Raw genomic sequence first — 17,265 nt, forward strand, 5'->3', positions numbered from 1 at the left:
ATGGCCCGTCGCCCGCGCCCTGCCCCGCCATCGACCCTGTCGGATGGCATGCACACGGGCGACGCGTCTGCCCCCCCGGCACTGCCTCCCAACACGCCGCTGGCAGGGCTGCGCAAGCGCCTGATCGAGAGCCAGGCCGATGCGCGGCCAAGCTCTCCAACTCAGCCGACAGGCAAGAAGATCCGCCCCTCGCGGCCTGCCGAGAAGGAGAACTCGCTGGCCGAAGCGCAGTTGCCCGACGCCGAGGACATGGCGCTGTTCCGCCGCATGGCGGGCAACACCATCCCGGTGCGCGGCGGCGACCGCATCGAAGTCGAACGCCCTCGTCCCGCGCCGCTCCCGCGTTCGCGTGCAGTCGCTGATGATGAACCCGCGCCCGTGCGCCGCGCCCCCCGGGATCCGTTGACCCAGGCCTACGAAGGTGTGGTGCCCCTGCGAAACACGGGACGGGTGGAGCTCGACACGCCCTTGCGCCACGGCGCTCGACATGGCGCGAGCGGACACGCACCGCGGATCCAGCGGCCCGACGCCATCGTCCTGCCCCCGGATGCGGACGTCAGCGACCCGTCGTCGCTCTTTCGCAGCGTGGTCGGTGACACCCAACCCGTGAACACACGCAACCGCGTGGAACTCGCCCGCCCCACACCGCGCCCGGCACCGATCAAGCGCGAGGAAGATGAACGCGCCGCGCTGCATGAATCGCTACAGGCACCGCTAACCTTCGAGGATCGTCTCGACATGGGCGACGAGGCGGCCTTCCTGCGCCCCGGGCTGCCGCGCAGGGTACTGACGGACCTGCGACGCGGGCGCTGGGTGCTGCAGGGGCAGATCGACCTGCACGGCCTCGTGCGCGACGAGGCACGCGACGCGCTCGCCCATTTCCTCCACGACAGCCTCACGCAGGGCAAACGCTGCATCCGGGTGATCCACGGCAAGGGACACGGCTCGCCGGGTAAGGTCTCCATCCTCAAACAGCTCTCTCGCGGCTGGCTTGCCCAGCGCGAGGAAATTTTGGCTTTCTGCCAGGCAGGCCCCCACGATGGCGGCGGGGGTGCCCTGCTGGTGCTCCTGCGGGCGCAGAACGCCACGCAGCGCTGAAACCTCAGATCGCGGCTTCGTTGGTCTCGCCGGTACGGATGCGGATGACCTGCTCCACCGGCATCACGAAGATCTTGCCGTCGCCGATCTTGCCTGTGCGTGCGGCCTTCACGATGGCTTCGACCGCCTGATCTACCATCTCGTCGCCGATCACCACCTCGACCTTGATCTTCGGCAGGAAGTCGACGACGTACTCGGCGCCACGATAGAGCTCCGTGTGCCCCTTCTGCCGTCCGAAGCCCTTGACCTCGGTGACGGTCAGGCCGGTGATGCCCACTTCGGACAGCGACTCCCTGACCTCGTCCAGCTTGAAGGGTTTGACGATCGCCTCGATCTTTTTCATGCAAGTCTCCTGAAGGTGTCGCGGGGCAGGACTTAGAGCCTGCCTCAATGATTAGAACTCATCCTGATAACGGGATGTTATCGGATATCGCCAGTCCTTGCCGAAGCCCCGCTGGGTGACGCGGATGCCCACCGGCGACTGCCGACGCTTGTACTCGTTGCGCTTGAGCATGCCCACCGTGCGCCGGACCTCGGCCTCCGGAAAACCTGCCGCGATGATCTCGCGCGGCGACTCGTCACGCTCCATGTAGGCCTCGATGATCGCATCGAGCATCTCGTAGGGCGGCAAGCTGTCCTGGTCCTTCTGGTCGGGCTTGAGCTCGGCCGAAGGCGGACGGTCGATGATGTTCTGCGGAATCACCGCGCCGACGGTATTGCGCCAGTTCGACAGGCGGAACACGAAAGTCTTGTAGAGGTCCTTCAGCACCGCAAAACCGCCGGCCATGTCACCGTACAGCGTCGCGTAGCCGGTGGCCATCTCGCTCTTGTTGCCCGTGGTCAGCACGATCGCGCCGGTCTTGTTCGACAAGGCCATCAGGATCATGCCGCGGATGCGGCTCTGCAGGTTCTCCTCCGTCGTATCGGCCGGCAGCCCGGCGAACTGCGGCTCAAGCAGGTCGGCGAACACCTGCATCGCCGGCTCGATCGGGATTTCGTCGTAGCGCACGCCCAGCCTGCGCACCATCTCGCGCGAATCGTCCAGACTCATCTGGGCGGTGTAGGGCGAGGGCATCATCACCGCGCGCACCTTGTCCGCCCCCAGCGCGTCAACCGCCACGGCGAGCGTCAGGGCCGAATCGATGCCGCCCGACAGGCCGATGATGGCCCCGGGGAAACGGTTCTTGCCCAGATAGTCGCGCACCCCGGTCTTGAGCGCCTCGTACACCTCGGCCTCGAGTACACGGGGCGCCGCCCTGACCTCGCTCGTCCAGCGCCCGCCATCGAAGCTGAGAATGTCGACACGCTCCTCGAAGGACGTCGCCTGGTATCCGAGTCGTCCGTCCCGGTCGAGCGCGAACGAGGCGCCGTCAAACACCAGCTCGTCCTGACCGCCCACCATGTTGCAGTACAGCACCGGCAGGCCGGTCTCGCGAACACGGTCGCGCAGCACCTGGATGCGTTGCGCCTGCTTGTGCATGTGGTATGGGGAAGCATTCAGCGACAGCAGCAACTGGGCGCCAGCCGCCCGCGCAAGCTCTGCGGGCCCGGGCTCCCAGACGTCGGCACAGATATTCACGCCGACGCGCAAGCCCTTGAGTTCGAACACGCAAGGCGCTGCACCCGACTCGAAGTAGCGCTCCTCGTCGAACACTTCGTAGTTGGGCAGCAGGTTCTTGTAGTAGCTGGTCAGGATCCGGCCGCCGCCCAGGACCGACGCAGCATTGAAGCGCGCATGACCGGACTCGGCAGGATGGCCGAGGACGACCCGCATGTCGCCCGCAGCGTCCGCAATCCGCTGCGTCTCTCGGGCGCAGGCGCGGTAGAAATCCGGCCGCAGCAAGAGGTCTTCCGGCGGATAGCCGGACAGGGCGAGTTCCGGCGTAAGGAGCAAGTCGGCCCCTGCCGCGCGGGCCTGCTCGATGGCACCGATGATCCGATCGGCGTTGCCGACGAGATCTCCGACGGTCAGATTGAGCTGGGCGACGGCAAGCGTAAGGGGCATGTGAGTGTTCGCATTCATGGGGCGAAACTATACCGCTTCGGCGCAAGCGCCGTGCACCCGCGGATCGGCGTAACCCACAGCCGCCGTGTGGAAACCTGTGGATAAGCCGTGGACAGCGCTTGCAAGTTGCAGCGCACAAAGCGTATCTTCGACCTGCCTAAAAATGAGGCGCCTCCCCGGCCCGCGCCTGCCCACCTCACTTCGTCGCCCCAACGATCCACCCCACCGACACCCGCATGCAAGCCCGGCACGGAATTCAACTCCTCGACGCCATCGCCGACGTCGCGCCCGAAGCGTGGGACGCCCTGCTTCCGGCCAAGACCCCACCCTGCCTCCAGCATGCCTACCTGCAGGCCCTCGAAGCCAGCGGCTGCGTACGCCCTGAGACGGGGTGGACGCCGCGGCATGCCACCCTATGGGCGGAGGGGGAATTGCTGGCGGCGATGCCGCTGTATCTGAAGACCCATTCGTGGGGCGAATACGTTTTCGACTGGGCCTGGGCCGAGGCCTACCACCGTCATGGCCTGGACTACTATCCAAAGTGGCTCTCCGCCATCCCCTTCACCCCGATCCCCGGCCCACGCCTCCTCGGGCGCAGCGCCGCAGCCCGTCAGGCGCTGCTGGCCGGCGTCGTCGAGCTCGCTCGCCACAGCGGCCTGTCCTCGCTGCACCTCTTGTTTCCAACGGGCGACGACCTGCGCGTAATCGAGGACGAGAACCTGCCCCTTCGCGACGGCGTGCAGTTCCACTGGCGCAATGCCGATCCGCATGAGCCCGCTCACCGGTCCTATCCGGATTTCGATGCCTTCCTCGCCAGCCTCAATCACGACAAACGCAAGAAGATCCGTCAGGAACGTCGCCGCGCGGCCGCCCACGGCCTGAACCTGCGTTGGGAAGACGGCCATTCGGCCACGCAGGACGACTGGGCCTTCCTGTATCGATGCTACGCCACGACCTACGCATTGCACCGCTCGACGCCCTACCTCAACCACGCCTTCTTCGCCCAACTGGCAACCGCCATGCCCAGCCGCGTGCGCGTGTTGATCGCCGAGCGCGGGGACTTGCCCGTGGCAGCGGCCTTCTTCCTGTGCGACGACCACGTGCTCTTCGGGCGCTACTGGGGCGCGACCGAGCACCTGCCTTTCCTGCACTTCGAGCTTTGCTACTACCAGGCCATCGACTACTGCATCCGACAGGGCCTGCAACGCTTCGAAGGCGGCGCGCAGGGCGAGCACAAGCTCGCACGCGGCCTGCAACCGGTGCGCACGCACTCGGCACACTGGATAGGCGACACCCGTTTCCGGACGGCAGTCGACGATTACCTCGCCCGCGAACGCGGACAGATGGACTTCTACCTGGACGAACTGGCCGAACACGCCCCCTTCAGGACGCAGGCGACAGCGGAATTGAAGCCCTCAGCACCCCGCTGAGCGCAACAAGGGCAGGCAGCGATACAAGGCACTGATCGACTTGCCGTCGGTGATCTCGCCACGGTGAATGGCCGCCTCGGCCTCATCCAGCGAGAGCGTCAGGATCTCGAGGAACTCGCCTTCGTCCCACGCATGACCGACATGACGCAGATCCCGAGCGAAGAAGATCTCGATCCGCTCGTCCGAATAGCCGATGCAGGGATGCATCACACCGATATGCTGCCAGTGCGCGGCTTCATAGCCCGTCTCCTCGCGCAGCTCACGTCGCGCACAGGTCAGGATGTCCTCGCCCGGGTCGATCTTGCCCGCTGGCAGTTCTACGAAGGCGCGTCGCAGCGGATAGCGGTACTGGCGCTCGAACAGCAACCTCCCGTCCGGCAGCGTCGCCACCACCACCACCGCACCGGGATGGCGGATGTACTCGCGGGTGCCTTCCCCACCGTTGGGCAGGCTCACGCGATCACGCCACACTTTCAGCAGACGCCCGTCGAACACCTGCTCACCGGAAAGCGATCGCTCCTCAAGCGGATCAATCCCCGCGGTCCCGTTCATTCAGCGGCTGCCTTGCGCGGTGCGTGCCAAAGGTAACGGAAGACGAAGCCCGGAAACGCAAACACGACGAACAGACAGAAGGTCGTGGCGTAGAACTCCCAGTTCTGCGCATAGACCCTACCGTGCGCCTGTGCTTCGAGCCCCATGGCCAAGCCACCGGCGACGAAGTAAAGGATCACAAGCTCGAGCAGGCGCCACGCAAGGCTCTTCTCACGCCCCGCAACCGGGCGGATCACGAAGAGGATGCGATCGAACACAAAAGGCAGATTGGCCATCGTGAACACGATGGCCAGGAGCAGGTAAACGCTCGTCGTCTCGTTCATCGGCCGGCGATGTCGAGCGTCATACCCGGATTACAGCGAACCGAGCAGCGCATAGGCGCACAGCGACATCAGCATCTGCGGCGCAAGCCCCAGCGCCGCGATCGCGATGCCATTCGCCGACAGCATCACCCGCACCTCGGCCGGCGCGTGGATCGGCGACGCATCGACCGGTTCGTCAAAGTACATGACCTTGACCACGCGCAGGTAGTAAAACGCGCCAGCTACCGACATCAGCACTGCCACCACGGCCAGCCAGAAGTAACCCGCGGCCACGACAGCCTGCAGGACCGACAGCTTGGCGAAGAAGCCGATGAAGAAGGGAATACCGGCCATCGAGAACATGACGAAGAGCATCATCAGCGCAAACCACGGACTGCGCCTGCTCAGACCCTTGAAGTCATCGATGTTCTCCGCTTCGAACCCGGCACGCGACAGCAGAATCAGCATGCCAAAGGATGCCAGGCTCATGATCACATAGGACACCGCATAGAACATGGCCGAGCTATAGGCGTTGAGCGCGAAGTGACGGTCGCCGTCAACCACCCCCGCCAGCAGGCCAAGCAGCATGAAGCCCATGTGCGAGATACCCGAGTAAGCGAGCATGCGCTTGATGTTCTGTTGTGCGATCGCAGCCAAGTTGCCGAGCACGATCGAGGCGACCGCGACCAGCATCAGCATCGTCTGCCACTCCTCGGCGATGTCGAACAGCGCCCAGATCAACAGGCGCACCGCCATGGCGAAGGCCGCCAGCTTGGGTGCGGTCGCGATCATCAGCGTCACCGCGGTCGGCGCGCCCTGATAGACGTCGGGCACCCACATGTGGAAGGGCACGACACCGAGCTTGAACGAGATGCCCGCAACCAGGAAGACCAGACCGAACATCAGCACGGTGCGGTTGGCGGCTTCGTTGTAGATCGCCTGTGCAATGGCCGAGAATTCGAGGGAACCGGTCGCGCCGTACACCATCGACATACCGTACAGCAGCAAACCCGAAGCGAGCGCGCCCAGCACGAAGTACTTCATTGCCGCTTCGGTCGAGCGCGCCGAATCGCGGTCGAAAGCGACCATCGTGTAAAGCGCCAGCGACATCATCTCGAGGCCGATGTACATCGGCAGCATGTGGTTGGCCGTGACCATCACCATCATGCCCAGCGTCATCAGCAGCGCAAGCAGGTAGTACTCGGGCTTGTCGATCTTGCGGTCGGCAAGGTAAGCGCGGCCGTAGAGCAAGGCAATCGCGGTCGAGAAGTAGATCATCAGCTTCAGGAAATCGCCCATCAGGTCGCGGATGAACAGATTGCTGAAGGTGTACACCGGCTCGCCTTCCATCGTGAAGATGGTGACGAAAGCCGCCGCGATCAGCGTGAACTGGGTCGCGTAGTACGAGAGCGATCGGGCAATGCTGCGCGCGAAGGTGCTCGCGAGCATGATCACAAGGGCCATCACGGCAACGAAGATCTCGGCCGCTGCGGGGTAGAAGTCGGGGACGACAAAGTTCATCTTCTGACCAGTCCGTTATGAGTCTCTATGGCGCTCGGGATGCCCGGCACTCAGAGCTTGCTCACGGCAACATGCCGCAGGAGTTCGTTGACCGACGCATGCATCACTTCGGTGAAGGGATACGGATACAGGCCCATCGCCAGTACGCAGAGTGCAAGGATGCCGAGGAAAGCGAATTCCCGCGCATTGATGTCCTCGAGCTCGGCGACGTGCTTGTTCGCCACCTTGCCGAACACCACGCGCTTGTACATCCACAGCGAATAGGCGGCACCGAGGATCAGCGTCGTTGCGGCAATGAAGCCGATCCAGAAGTTGTACTGCACCGCACCCAGCACGACCATGAATTCGCCCACGAAACCCGACGTGGCAGGCAGGCCCGAGTTGGCCATCGCGAACAGCATGAAGAACGCCGCGAACTTGGGCATGGTGTGCACGACACCGCCGTAGTCGGCAATCTGGCGCGAATGCACGCGGTCATACAGCACGCCGATGCAGAGGAACATGGCGGCAGAAACGAAGCCGTGCGAAATCATCTGCACGATCGCACCCTCAACCCCCAACGGATTGAAGATGAAGAAGCCCAGCGTGACGAAGCCCATGTGCGAGATCGACGAATAGGCCACGAGCTTCTTCATGTCGGCCTGAACGAGTGCGACGAAGCCGATGTACACCACCGCGATCAGCGACAGCATGATCACGAGCCAGGCCAGTTCGTGCGCGGCATCCGGCACGATCGGCAGCGAGAAGCGCAGGAAACCATACGCACCCAGCTTCAGCGCGATCGCAGCCAGAACCACCGAGCCGCCCGTGGGCGCCTCGACGTGAGCATCGGGCAGCCAGGTATGCACCGGCCACATCGGCACCTTGACGCCGAAGGCGACCAGGAAGGCGAGGAAGATGAGGATCTGCGGCTCGATCGGCAGCGGAAGCTGGTGCCAGTCGAGGATGCTGAAGCTGCCGCCCGACTGCATGAACAGGTAGAGCAGCACGACCAGCATCAGCAGCGAACCGAGCAGCGTATAGAGGAAGAACTTGATTGCCGCATAGACACGGTTCGGGCCGCCCCACACGCCGATGATCAGGTACATCGGGATCAGCGAGGCCTCGAAGAACACGTAGAACAGCACGCCGTCCAGTGCCGAGAAGATGCCATTCATCAGCCCCGACATGATCAGAAAGGCCGCCATGTACTGCGCCACCCTGTCTTCGATGACCTTCCAGCCCGCCAGGACGACCGTGATCGTGATGAAGGCATTGAGGATCACGAACAGCACCGAGATGCCATCGACCCCGAGGTGGTAGTTGATGTTGAAGCGCGGCACCCAGGATGTCATCTCGACGAACTGCATTGCGCTCGTCGTCGTGTCGAAGCCGGTGTAGAGCGGAAGGGTCACGACGAAACCAGCCACCGCAACCGCGAGGGCGAGCATGCGCGCCAGCGGGGCATTGCGATCGGCGCCGGTCGCGAGCACCAGCAGGCCGCCGAGAATCGGCACCCAGATCGCCAGACTGAGGAGAGGAATGTCCGTCATCGTTGCTTTCCGTTCAGTGCGCCGCGTACGGCGCGTTCCATCTTGTTATGTATTCCTGCCGCCGTGTCCTGCTTACCCGCGGTTGAACCAGAAGGTGAGCAGGATGAACACGCCGATGATCATCATGAAGGCGTACTGGTACAGGTGGCCGGTCTGGAACAGGCGCGACATCTGCGCTACCCAGCCCACCAGCCGCGCGGTGCCATTCACCGCCACGCCGTCGATCAGCGTCTGATCGCCCGCCTTCCACAGGCCCCTGCCCAGCGCTCGCGCACCACCGGCAAAAACGATCTCGTTGAAGCGGTCGAAGTAGTACTTGTTCTCGAGCAGGCTGTGGATCGGCTTGAAGGTGCGCTGGATCGCAGCCGGGATACCGGGCTTGACCATGTAGAAGAGCCAGGCCAGGGCGACGCCGCCCATTGCGAGCCAGAACGGCGCGGTCTGCAGCCCGTGCAGCGCCATCGCCACCGGACCGTGGAAGGCAGCTTCCAGCTCCTTCAGGCCGACGTGGTTGTCGCCGACGAAGATCACGCCCTTGAACCACTCGCCGAACAGCATCGGCTCGATCGTGAAGAAGCCGATCAGCACCGAGGGGATCGCCAGCAACACCAGCGGCAGGGTCACCACCCACGGCGACTCGTGCGGTTTCTGGCCCGGCGCGAGACCGTGATGGTGCTCGTCGTGGCCATGATCGTCATCGCCATGGTGCTCGTCAGCATGGGCGTCGGCGTGGTGCTCGTCGTGACCGTGATGGGCCTGACCGAAGCGCTCATTGCCGTGGAACACGAGGAAGTACATGCGGAAGGAGTAGAAGGCCGTGACGAACACCCCCAGCAGCACGCAGAACAGCGCGTAGCCGGCACCCGGGATGGTCGAGGCATGCACCGCCTCGATGATTGAGTCCTTCGAGTAGAAACCCGAGAAGAACGGGAAGCCGATCAGCGCCAGCGAACCGAGCAACGAGGTCACCCAGGTGATGGGCATGTATTTCCACAGACCGCCCATGTTGCGCATGTCCTGGTCGTGGTGCATGCCGATGATCACGGAGCCCGCGCCGAGGAACAACAGGGCCTTGAAGAAAGCGTGCGTCATCAGGTGGAACACGGCGGCCGAGTACGCCGACACGCCCAGCGCCACCGTCATGTAGCCCAGCTGCGACAGCGTCGAATACGCCACGACGCGCTTGATGTCGTTCTGCACGATGCCGAGGAAACCCATGAACAGCGCGGTGGTCGCACCGATCACCAGCACGAAGGACAGCGCGGCATCCGACAGCTCGAACAGCGGTGACATGCGCGCCACCATGAAAATGCCGGCGGTCACCATGGTCGCGGCGTGGATCAGCGCCGAGATCGGAGTCGGGCCTTCCATCGAGTCGGGCAGCCAGACGTGCAGCGGCACCTGGGCCGACTTGCCCATCGCGCCGATGAACAGACAGATGCAGATCGCGGTAATGAGCGGCCAGCCTGTGACGGCCATGTCCTGCGAGGCGAGTTCGCCCGCCTTCGCGAAGACCTCAGCGTAATTGAGCGTCCCTGCATAGGCGGCAATCAGGCCGATGCCGAGCAGGAAACCGAAGTCGCCAACGCGGTTGACCAGAAAGGCCTTCAGGTTGGCGTAGATCGCCGTCGGACGGTCATACCAGAACCCGATCAGCAGATACGAGACGAGACCCACCGCTTCCCAGCCGAAGAACAACTGCAGGAAGTTGTTGGACATCACCAGCATCAGCATCGAGAAGGTGAACAACGAGATGTAGCTGAAGAAACGCTGGTAGCCCGGGTCCTCGGACATGTAGCCGATGGTGTAGATGTGAACCATCAACGACACGAAGGTCACCACCAGCATCATCATGACCGTCAGCGAGTCGATCAGGAAACCGACCTCGAAGGTGATGCCACCGGCCACCATCCAGGTGTAGATGGTGCCGTTGAAGGTGTTCCCTGCCTGGACGTCCTGATAGATCACGACCGAGGCCGCAAGCGCGACCGCGACGCCAAGGATCGTGACGATGTGTGCACCGGCGCGACCGATGGTCTTGCCGAACAGGCCGGCAAGGATCGCCCCTGCCAGCGGCGCCAGCGGCACGAGGAGATAGAGAGTCTGCATGTCCGTCATCGTGACGCTTCCTTAACCCTTGAGGCTGTCCAGATCATCCACATGGATCGTGCGCATGTTGCGGAACATGACGATCAGGATCGCCAGACCGATTGCCGACTCGGCAGCCGCGACCGTGAGGATGAAGAAAACGAAAACCTGGCCGGCAATGTCGCCGAGATAGTGCGAGAAGGCGATGAAGTTCATGTTCACCGCGAGCAGCATCAGTTCGATGGCCATCAGCAGCACGATCAGGTTCTTCCGGTTGAGGAAGATCCCGACCACGCTGATCGCGAACAGGATCGCGCCCAGGATGAGGAAATGGGAAAGCGAAAGCATCTGTGACTCCCTGATCGCACCGGTGCCTTACCGATGCGTTTCTTTGTTCGCGTGCGGGTTCAGTCTTCTTTCTCGGCCTGCATCTTGACCAGTTCGACGCGCCCTTCGCGCTTGACGGCGACCTGATCCGACGGATGCATGTACTTGATGCCCTTGCGCTTGCGCAGCGTCAGTGCCACCGCGGCCACCATCGCGACCAGCAACACGAGCGATGCCAGTTCGAACGGATAGACGTAATCGGTGTAGAGCACGCGGCCAAGTTCGCGGGTATTGCTGAACCCTTCGCCGGCAGTTGGCGGTGCGGGCATCGCCTCGAGTCCGAAGTAGGAACCACCCAGCACCATGACCATCTCGACAAGCATCAGGATGCCGACGAGCGCACCAACCGGGAGGTAACTCCAGAAACCTTCCCGGATCCGGTCAAGGTTGATGTCGAGCATCATGACCACGAACAGGAACAGCACCATCACCGCGCCGACGTACACCATCACCAGTGTGATGGCGAGGAACTCCGCCTGCAGCAGCAGCCAGATACCGCCCGCATTGAAGAAGGTCAGCACCAGGAACAAGGCGGCATGCACCGGGTTCCGGGCGGTGATCACCCTCAGCGCCGCGAACACCATGATCACGGCGAGAAAGTAGAAGACGAAGGTCTTGAATTCCATGTTCTTGACTCGTGGCGCGCGTGGCGCCGTCCGTTAGCGGTACTTCGCGTCCTGTTCGCGGTCGGCCGCGATCTGCGACTCATAACGATCCCCCACCGCCAGCAGCATCTGCTTGGTGTAGTACAGATCGCCCCGCTGTTCACCGTGGTACTCGAACACCCGGGTCTCGACGATGGCGTCGACCGGACAGGCTTCCTCGCAGAAACCGCAGAAGATGCACTTCGTGAGGTCGATGTCGTAGCGGCTCGTGCGGCGCGAACCGTCGTCGCGCTGCTCCGATTCGATGGTGATCGCCATTGCCGGGCAGATCGCCTCGCACAGCTTGCACGCGATGCAGCGCTCTTCGCCATTCGGATAGCGGCGCAGCGCATGCAGTCCGCGGAAGCGGTTGCTCTGCGGCGTCTTTTCCTCGGGAAACTGGACAGTGATCTTGCGCTGGAAGAAATGCCGCCCGGTCAGGGCCATACCCTTGAGCAGTTCCTTCAGGAACAGACTGCCGATGTAATCCTTGGCACCCATGGTCTTCTCAACTCCAGATCGACAGCGGCGACATCATCCACACCGCCACCACAAACACCCACACCAGGGTCACCGGGATGAACACCTTCCAACCCAGGCGCATGATGTGGTCGTAGCGGAAGCGCGGGAAGGTGGCTCGCGCCCAAAGGAACAGCAGCAGGATGAATGCGGTCTTCAGCGCCAGCCAGTGAAAGCCATCGGGCAGGAAACCCACCGGCGACAACCAACCACCCAGGAACAGGACCGAGGTCAGGATCGAGACCAGGATCATGTTGGCGTATTCGGCCAGGAAGAACAGCGCGAAGGTCATGCCTGAGTACTCGACCATGTGGCCGGCAACGACTTCCGCCTCGCCTTCCACCACGTCGAAAGGCGCGCGGTTGGTTTCGGCGATGCCCGAGATCACATACACGACGAACATCGGCAGCAGCGGCAACCAGTTCCACGACAGGAAACCCAGCCCCATGTCCGCAAACCGGCCCTGCCCCTGCGAAGTCACGATGTCGGTCAGGTTCAGGCTCGCGGAGATCAGCAGTACGCAGATCAGTGCGAAGCCCATCGACACTTCGTAGGACACCATCTGCGCAGCGGCACGCATGGAACCCAGGAAGGGATACTTCGAGTTCGATGCCCAACCGGCGATGATCACCCCGTACACCTCCATCGAGGTGATGGCCAGCAGGAACAGCAGACCGGCGTTGACGTTGGCCAGCACCAGGCCATCATCGAACGGGATCACGGCCCAGGCAGCCAGCGACGGCGCAATCGCGAGGATGGGGCCCAGAATGAAGAGACCCTTGTTCGCGCCGCTGGGGACGATGATCTCCTTGAACAGCAGCTTCACGCCGTCGGCGATCGGCTGCAGCAGGCCCCAGGGGCCGACGCGGTTCGGGCCGATCCGTACCTGCATGAAGCCGATGACCTTGCGCTCGGCCAGCGTCAGGTAAGCGACCGCGATCATGAGCGGGGCGATGATCGCGACGATCTTGACCAGCGTCCACACCGCCGGCCAGGTAGGGCCGAAGAAATCGGCAACGGGTTGCAGCATCGCTTCCATCAGACACGCTCCACGCTGACATCACCGCTCATCGCACCCAGCGCTGCGGTCGAAAGATGTGCCGCAGCAATCCGCACGCAACCGGGCGCGAGACCGGCGTCGGCCTGTGCCACGAGCTCCGCCTGGCCACCTGCCTGGCGCACACGCACACGCTCGCCTGCATTGACTCCAAGCGCCGCCAGGGTCTCAGGGGCCATGCGAGCCGTCGGTGCAGCGGCGTCGCGGGTCTTCTGCAACGACGGCGCACGGCGCACGATCGGGTCGGCGAAGTGGATCGGCACATCGGCCACACGCTCAAGCGCACCGGCCGCGGCCACGACCGACGACACGAGCACTCCTTCCAGACCATTGTCGAGCCGCTCGGCGACGCCGCCCGCCAGTGCCTCGTCGCGCACGGCTTCGGAATCGCCCTGCGCGAAACCGTCGAGCGACAGCATGTTGCCAAGCACGCGCAGCACCTTCCAGCCCGGACGCGTCTCTCCCTGCGGGCGGGCGACGGCCGTGAAGCTTTGCGCGCGACCCTCGCAATTGACGTAGGTGCCGGAAGTCTCGGTAAAGGGTGCGATCGGCAGCAGCACGTCGGCGACGCCACGCAGCGAAGCAGAGTCGAAGGCACTCAGGCCAACGACCAGTTGCGCACCACCGAGGGCCGCCTTCGTGGCCGCCGGATCGGCAAAATCGAAATCCGGTTCCGCGCCGAGCACGACGTAGGCCTGGCGGGGCTGCGCGATCATGGCGCCAGCATTGAGGCCGTCCGCGCCCGGCGTCGCGCCAGCGAGGTAAGCACCGACACTGTTTGCCGCCTCACCGATGAATCCGAAAGTACCACCCGAAAGGCGCGCAACTTCCTGAGCGAGCATCTGCAACTCGCTCGCGCGTCCATGCTGGGCGGCCAGGCTACCCAGCCACACCGCAACCTTGCGCCCGGCGGCGAGACTCTCCGCGATGCTGCGCGCCTCATCGGAAACGACAGCGGGCAGTTTGCCGTGCAAGGCGACCGATACTTCGACGCCTTTTGCCGCGGACAGGGCAGCAACCACCTCGGCGAGCACCGCGACCATCGCAGACGGCGCAACCAGCGCGCGGTGCTTGACCGGCAGCAGCCACTCCTCGGCATTCGGCCCGATCGCGCTGACATGAAGTCCCTTCTTGGCGGCCTGGCGAACGCGCTGGGCGAGCAGTGGCGCGTCCTTGCGCAGGAAGCTGCCCACCACGAGCAAGCGGTTCAGATCCTTCACGCCCGCAATCGGCATACCGAGCCAGGGGGCGCCGCTGCGCTTGCCGTCCGCACGGAAGTCGGCCTGGCGCAGACGGAAGTCGACGTTGTCCGAACCCATGCCGCGAACCAGCTTCTGCAGCAGGTAGAGCTCCTCGAGCGTCGAATGCGGCGAACCCAGCGCGCCGATGGACGCCGGACCGTGGTCCTTGGCGATACCGCGCAGTCCGGTGGCGACGAACTCGAGCGCAGCCTGCCAGTCGACGCGCTTCCACTCGCCGCCCTGCTTGATCATCGGGGCCGTCAGGCGGTCGTCACCGTTGAGCGCCTCATAGGAGAAGCGGTCCTTGTCCGACAGCCAGCACTCATTGACATCCTCGTTCTCGAGCGGCAGGACACGCTTGACGACGTCGTGCTTGGTCTGAACGATCAGGTTGGCGCCCAGCGAATCATGCGGGCTGACCGATTTACGCCGCGACAGCTCCCAAGTGCGAGCCGCGAAGCGGAACGGCTTCGACGTCAGCGCACCAACCGGGCAGAGGTCGATGATGTTGCCCGACAGCTCGGAGTCGATGGTCTTCTCGATGAAAGGCATGATCTCCGCGTGTTCGCCGCGGAAAGCCTGACCCAGTTCCATCTCACCGGCGATCTCGGCGGTGAAGCGGACGCAGCGCGTGCAGTTGATGCAGCGCGTCATGTCGGTCGACACCAGGGAGCCGAGGTTCTTGTTGAAGACGACGCGCTTCTCTTCCTGGTAGCGCGAGGCCGATGAACCGTAGCCCACCGCCAGGTCCTGCAACTGGCACTCGCCGCCCTGATCGCAGATCGGGCAGTCGAGGGGGTGGTTGATGAGCAGGAACTCCATGACGCCCTTCTGGGCCTTCACGGCGAGCTCCGAATGCGTCCACACCTTCATGCCGTTGGTGACGGGTGTCGCACAGGCCGGCAGCGGCTTGGGCGCCTTCTCAACCTGCACCAGGCACATACGGCAGTTGGCCGCGATCGACAGTTTCTTGTGATAGCAGAAGTGCGGGATGTAGGCGCCGGCAACTGCGGCGGCATCCATCACGGTACTGCCGTCGTCGACCTGGACCTGCTTGCCGTCGATTTCGATCTCTAGCATGACGGGCTCACGTAGATTTGACTGCCAGCGCGCTGCACTTCGGGCGGCACGAGGCACTTCTTGTTTTCGATGTGGTATTCGAACTCGGCGCCGAAATGCTTGACGAAGCTCTGCACCGGCATCGATGCGGCATCGCCCAGTGCGCAGATCGTGCGGCCCATGATATTCGCCGTCACCGAGTTCAGCAGATCGAGGTCATCCGGACGGCCGAGGCCGTTCTCGATGCGGTGGACCACGCGATACAGCCAGCCGGTACCTTCACGGCAGGGCGTGCATTGGCCACAGGACTCTTCGAAGTAGAAGTACGACAGACGCTCGAGCGCCTTGACCATGCAGGTCGTCTCGTCCATCACGATGACCGCACCGGAACCCAGCATCGACCCCGCCTTCGAGATCGAGTCGTAGTCCATCGTGCAATCCATCATGACGCTGCCGGGCACGACCGGTGCGGACGACCCACCCGGGATCACGGCCTTGAGCTTGCGTCCTCCGCGCATGCCACCCGCCATCTCGAGCAGTTCGGAGAACGGCGTGCCGAGCGGGATCTCGTAGTTGCCCGGGCGATTGACATGGCCCGACACCGAGAACAGCTTCATGCCGCCATTGTTGGGCTTGCCGAGGTTCAGGAAGGCCTCGCCGCCCATGTTCATGATGAACGGCACGGAGGCGAAGGTTTCGGTGTTGTTGATCGTGGTCGGCTTGCCGTAAAGGCCATAGCTCGCCGGGAACGGCGGCTTGAAGCGGGGCTGTCCCTTCTTGCCTTCGATCGATTCCAGCAGGGCCGTTTCCTCGCCGCAGATGTACGCCCCGTAGCCGTGATGGGCGAAGAGCTCGAACGAGAAGTCCGAGCCGAGAATGTTCTGGCCGATCAAACCGGCGGCACGAGCTTCGGCCAAGGCCTCTTCGAAGCGCTGGTAGACCTCGAAGATCTCGCCGTGGATGTAGTTGTAACCGCGCGCAGCGCCCATCGCGTAGGCGGCGATGGCCATGCCCTCGATGACGCTGTGCGGGTTGTAGCGCAGGATGTCGCGGTCCTTGAAGGTACCCGGCTCGCCTTCATCCGAGTTGCAGGCGAGGTACTTGTCGCCCGGAAAGGAGCGCGGCATGAAGCTCCACTTCAGGCCGGTCGGAAAACCCGCACCGCCACGACCGCGCAGCACCGAAGTCTTCAGCTCGCCGATGATCGTGTCCTGGGGAATCTTCTCGGCGACGATCCGGCGCAGTGCGGCGTAACCGCCCCGCGCGACATAGTCCTGGAGCCGCCAGGTGCGGTCGCCGTCACAGCCGGCGAGGATCATTCCTTGCGTGCTCATTTCTTGTCCAGGTCGGCCAGCATCTGGTCGATCTTCTCGGTGGTCATCCAGCTGCACATGTGATGGTTGTTCACCAGCAGCACCGGGGCGTCGCCACAGGCGCCCATGCACTCGCCTTCCTTCAGCGTGAACTTGCCGTCGGGAGTGGTCTCATTGAAGCCGATACCCAGCTTCTGCCTGAGGTATTCACCGGCATGCACACCACCCGACAGCGCACAGGGCAGATTCGTGCAGACGGTGATCTTGTGGCGACCGACCGGATGGAGGTCGTACATGTTGTAGAAGCTTGCCACCTCGAAGGCGGCGATCGGCGGCATGTCGAGGTAGCGCGCGACGAACTCGATGAGCTCCTTCGGCAGCCAGCCCTTCTCGACCTGCGCGATCCGCAGCGCCGCCATCACGGCGGACTGCTTCTGATCCGATGGGTACTTGGCGATCTCTCGATCGATCTGTTGCAGCGATTCCTGGCTCAGCATGTCGTCTTGATCTTCCGGAT

At 63.6% G+C, this 17,265-nt stretch carries 16 protein-coding genes; 2 read left to right on the forward strand and 14 right to left on the reverse strand.

The genetic code is table 11. The annotated features are described in order from the left end of the window. Nucleotides 1-1,098 carry a Smr/MutS family protein gene (locus CGK74_RS13140; protein WP_206186250.1) on the forward strand — a complete coding sequence of 366 codons (1,098 nt, stop codon included), beginning with the start codon at nucleotides 1-3 and terminating at the stop codon, nucleotides 1,096-1,098. Nucleotides 1,099-1,102: 4 nt separating this feature from the next. On the opposite strand, the gene CGK74_RS13145 is transcribed toward CGK74_RS13140, so the two are convergent. Continuing rightward, entirely contained in the window at nucleotides 1,103-1,441 is a 339-nt protein-coding gene (locus CGK74_RS13145) for a P-II family nitrogen regulator (RefSeq protein ID WP_094268907.1), read from the reverse strand. 51 nt (nucleotides 1,442-1,492) lie between these two features. Beyond that, nucleotides 1,493-3,103, reverse strand: a complete 1,611-nt coding sequence (locus CGK74_RS13150) for an NAD+ synthase (protein ID WP_420823179.1) — start codon at nucleotides 3,101-3,103, stop codon at nucleotides 1,493-1,495. 236 nt (nucleotides 3,104-3,339) lie between these two features. On the opposite strand from CGK74_RS13150, the gene CGK74_RS13155 reads away from it, so the two are divergent. Next, a complete protein-coding gene (locus tag CGK74_RS13155; protein WP_094268909.1) occupies nucleotides 3,340-4,533 on the forward strand; it encodes a GNAT family N-acetyltransferase in 1,194 nt (397 codons plus the stop codon). Here CGK74_RS13155 and CGK74_RS13160 read toward each other — a convergent pair. From CGK74_RS13160 to nuoE, 12 genes are all read right to left on the reverse strand, one after another. Beyond that, nucleotides 4,519-5,085 (reverse strand): NUDIX domain-containing protein, encoded by a 567-nt coding sequence (locus CGK74_RS13160; RefSeq protein WP_094268910.1) that lies wholly within the window; start codon nucleotides 5,083-5,085, stop codon nucleotides 4,519-4,521. The genes CGK74_RS13155 and CGK74_RS13160 overlap by 15 nt on opposite strands. Continuing rightward, nucleotides 5,082-5,408: a DUF2818 family protein gene (locus CGK74_RS13165; protein ID WP_094268911.1), complete on the reverse strand. Its 327-nt coding sequence runs from the start codon at nucleotides 5,406-5,408 to the stop codon at nucleotides 5,082-5,084. Before CGK74_RS13165 ends, CGK74_RS13160 begins: the two co-directional genes overlap by 4 nt. Nucleotides 5,409-5,438: 30 nt before the next feature. Further along, the gene (nuoN, locus tag CGK74_RS13170; RefSeq protein ID WP_094268912.1) at nucleotides 5,439-6,908 is read right to left on the reverse strand and encodes an NADH-quinone oxidoreductase subunit NuoN; all 1,470 of its coding nucleotides are present in this window, start codon (nucleotides 6,906-6,908) and stop codon (nucleotides 5,439-5,441) included. 50 nt (nucleotides 6,909-6,958) lie between these two features. Further along, entirely contained in the window at nucleotides 6,959-8,440 is a 1,482-nt protein-coding gene (locus CGK74_RS13175; protein ID WP_094268913.1) for an NADH-quinone oxidoreductase subunit M, read from the reverse strand. A gap of 72 nt (nucleotides 8,441-8,512) precedes the next feature. After that, nucleotides 8,513-10,558 carry an NADH-quinone oxidoreductase subunit L gene (nuoL, locus tag CGK74_RS13180; protein WP_094268914.1) on the reverse strand — a complete coding sequence of 682 codons (2,046 nt, stop codon included), beginning with the start codon at nucleotides 10,556-10,558 and terminating at the stop codon, nucleotides 8,513-8,515. 12 nt (nucleotides 10,559-10,570) lie between these two features. Continuing rightward, the gene (nuoK, locus tag CGK74_RS13185) at nucleotides 10,571-10,876 is read right to left on the reverse strand and encodes an NADH-quinone oxidoreductase subunit NuoK (protein WP_004253033.1); all 306 of its coding nucleotides are present in this window, start codon (nucleotides 10,874-10,876) and stop codon (nucleotides 10,571-10,573) included. 59 nt (nucleotides 10,877-10,935) lie between these two features. After that, nucleotides 10,936-11,541, reverse strand: a complete 606-nt coding sequence (locus tag CGK74_RS13190; protein ID WP_094268915.1) for an NADH-quinone oxidoreductase subunit J — start codon at nucleotides 11,539-11,541, stop codon at nucleotides 10,936-10,938. 33 nt (nucleotides 11,542-11,574) lie between these two features. Next, nucleotides 11,575-12,060, reverse strand: coding sequence for an NADH-quinone oxidoreductase subunit NuoI (gene nuoI / locus CGK74_RS13195; protein ID WP_094268916.1), 486 nt, complete (start codon nucleotides 12,058-12,060; stop codon nucleotides 11,575-11,577). A gap of 7 nt (nucleotides 12,061-12,067) precedes the next feature. After that, complete coding sequence (gene nuoH / locus CGK74_RS13200; RefSeq protein ID WP_094268917.1) at nucleotides 12,068-13,117, reverse strand: NADH-quinone oxidoreductase subunit NuoH; 1,050 nt, start codon at nucleotides 13,115-13,117, stop codon at nucleotides 12,068-12,070. Beyond that, on the reverse strand, nucleotides 13,117-15,456 hold the full coding sequence (gene nuoG, locus CGK74_RS13205; protein ID WP_094268918.1) for an NADH-quinone oxidoreductase subunit NuoG: 2,340 nt from the start codon (nucleotides 15,454-15,456) through the stop codon (nucleotides 13,117-13,119). Before nuoG ends, nuoH begins: the two co-directional genes overlap by 1 nt. Next, nucleotides 15,450-16,754 (reverse strand): NADH-quinone oxidoreductase subunit NuoF, encoded by a 1,305-nt coding sequence (nuoF, locus tag CGK74_RS13210; protein ID WP_094268919.1) that lies wholly within the window; start codon nucleotides 16,752-16,754, stop codon nucleotides 15,450-15,452. The genes nuoG and nuoF overlap by 7 nt, the downstream gene beginning before the upstream one ends. 11 nt (nucleotides 16,755-16,765) lie before the next feature. Continuing rightward, on the reverse strand, nucleotides 16,766-17,245 hold the full coding sequence (gene nuoE, locus CGK74_RS13215; RefSeq protein WP_048708953.1) for an NADH-quinone oxidoreductase subunit NuoE: 480 nt from the start codon (nucleotides 17,243-17,245) through the stop codon (nucleotides 16,766-16,768). Between the last annotated feature and the right edge of the window lie 20 nt (nucleotides 17,246-17,265).

It is taken from the genome of Thauera propionica (assembly GCF_002245655.1).
GTDB classification, from domain to species: Bacteria; Pseudomonadota; Gammaproteobacteria; order Burkholderiales; family Rhodocyclaceae; genus Thauera; species Thauera propionica.

What these genes read in the sequence shown, in the direction of transcription:
- CGK74_RS13140 (WP_206186250.1), top strand. Translation starts at nt 1, where the DNA reads ATGGCCCGTCGCCCGCGCCCTGCCCCGCCATCGACCCTGTCGGATGGC.
- CGK74_RS13145 (WP_094268907.1), bottom strand. Translation starts at nt 1,441, where the DNA reads ATGAAAAAGATCGAGGCGATCGTCAAACCCTTCAAGCTGGACGAGGTC.
- CGK74_RS13150 (WP_420823179.1), bottom strand. Translation starts at nt 3,103, where the DNA reads ATGCCCCTTACGCTTGCCGTCGCCCAGCTCAATCTGACCGTCGGAGAT.
- CGK74_RS13155 (WP_094268909.1), top strand. Translation starts at nt 3,340, where the DNA reads ATGCAAGCCCGGCACGGAATTCAACTCCTCGACGCCATCGCCGACGTC.
- CGK74_RS13160 (WP_094268910.1), bottom strand. Translation starts at nt 5,085, where the DNA reads ATGAACGGGACCGCGGGGATTGATCCGCTTGAGGAGCGATCGCTTTCC.
- CGK74_RS13165 (WP_094268911.1), bottom strand. Translation starts at nt 5,408, where the DNA reads ATGAACGAGACGACGAGCGTTTACCTGCTCCTGGCCATCGTGTTCACG.
- nuoN (WP_094268912.1), bottom strand. Translation starts at nt 6,908, where the DNA reads ATGAACTTTGTCGTCCCCGACTTCTACCCCGCAGCGGCCGAGATCTTC.
- CGK74_RS13175 (WP_094268913.1), bottom strand. Translation starts at nt 8,440, where the DNA reads ATGACGGACATTCCTCTCCTCAGTCTGGCGATCTGGGTGCCGATTCTC.
- nuoL (WP_094268914.1), bottom strand. Translation starts at nt 10,558, where the DNA reads ATGACGGACATGCAGACTCTCTATCTCCTCGTGCCGCTGGCGCCGCTG.
- nuoK (WP_004253033.1), bottom strand. Translation starts at nt 10,876, where the DNA reads ATGCTTTCGCTTTCCCATTTCCTCATCCTGGGCGCGATCCTGTTCGCG.
- CGK74_RS13190 (WP_094268915.1), bottom strand. Translation starts at nt 11,541, where the DNA reads ATGGAATTCAAGACCTTCGTCTTCTACTTTCTCGCCGTGATCATGGTG.
- nuoI (WP_094268916.1), bottom strand. Translation starts at nt 12,060, where the DNA reads ATGGGTGCCAAGGATTACATCGGCAGTCTGTTCCTGAAGGAACTGCTC.
- nuoH (WP_094268917.1), bottom strand. Translation starts at nt 13,117, where the DNA reads ATGGAAGCGATGCTGCAACCCGTTGCCGATTTCTTCGGCCCTACCTGG.
- nuoG (WP_094268918.1), bottom strand. Translation starts at nt 15,456, where the DNA reads ATGCTAGAGATCGAAATCGACGGCAAGCAGGTCCAGGTCGACGACGGC.
- nuoF (WP_094268919.1), bottom strand. Translation starts at nt 16,754, where the DNA reads ATGATCCTCGCCGGCTGTGACGGCGACCGCACCTGGCGGCTCCAGGAC.
- nuoE (WP_048708953.1), bottom strand. Translation starts at nt 17,245, where the DNA reads ATGCTGAGCCAGGAATCGCTGCAACAGATCGATCGAGAGATCGCCAAG.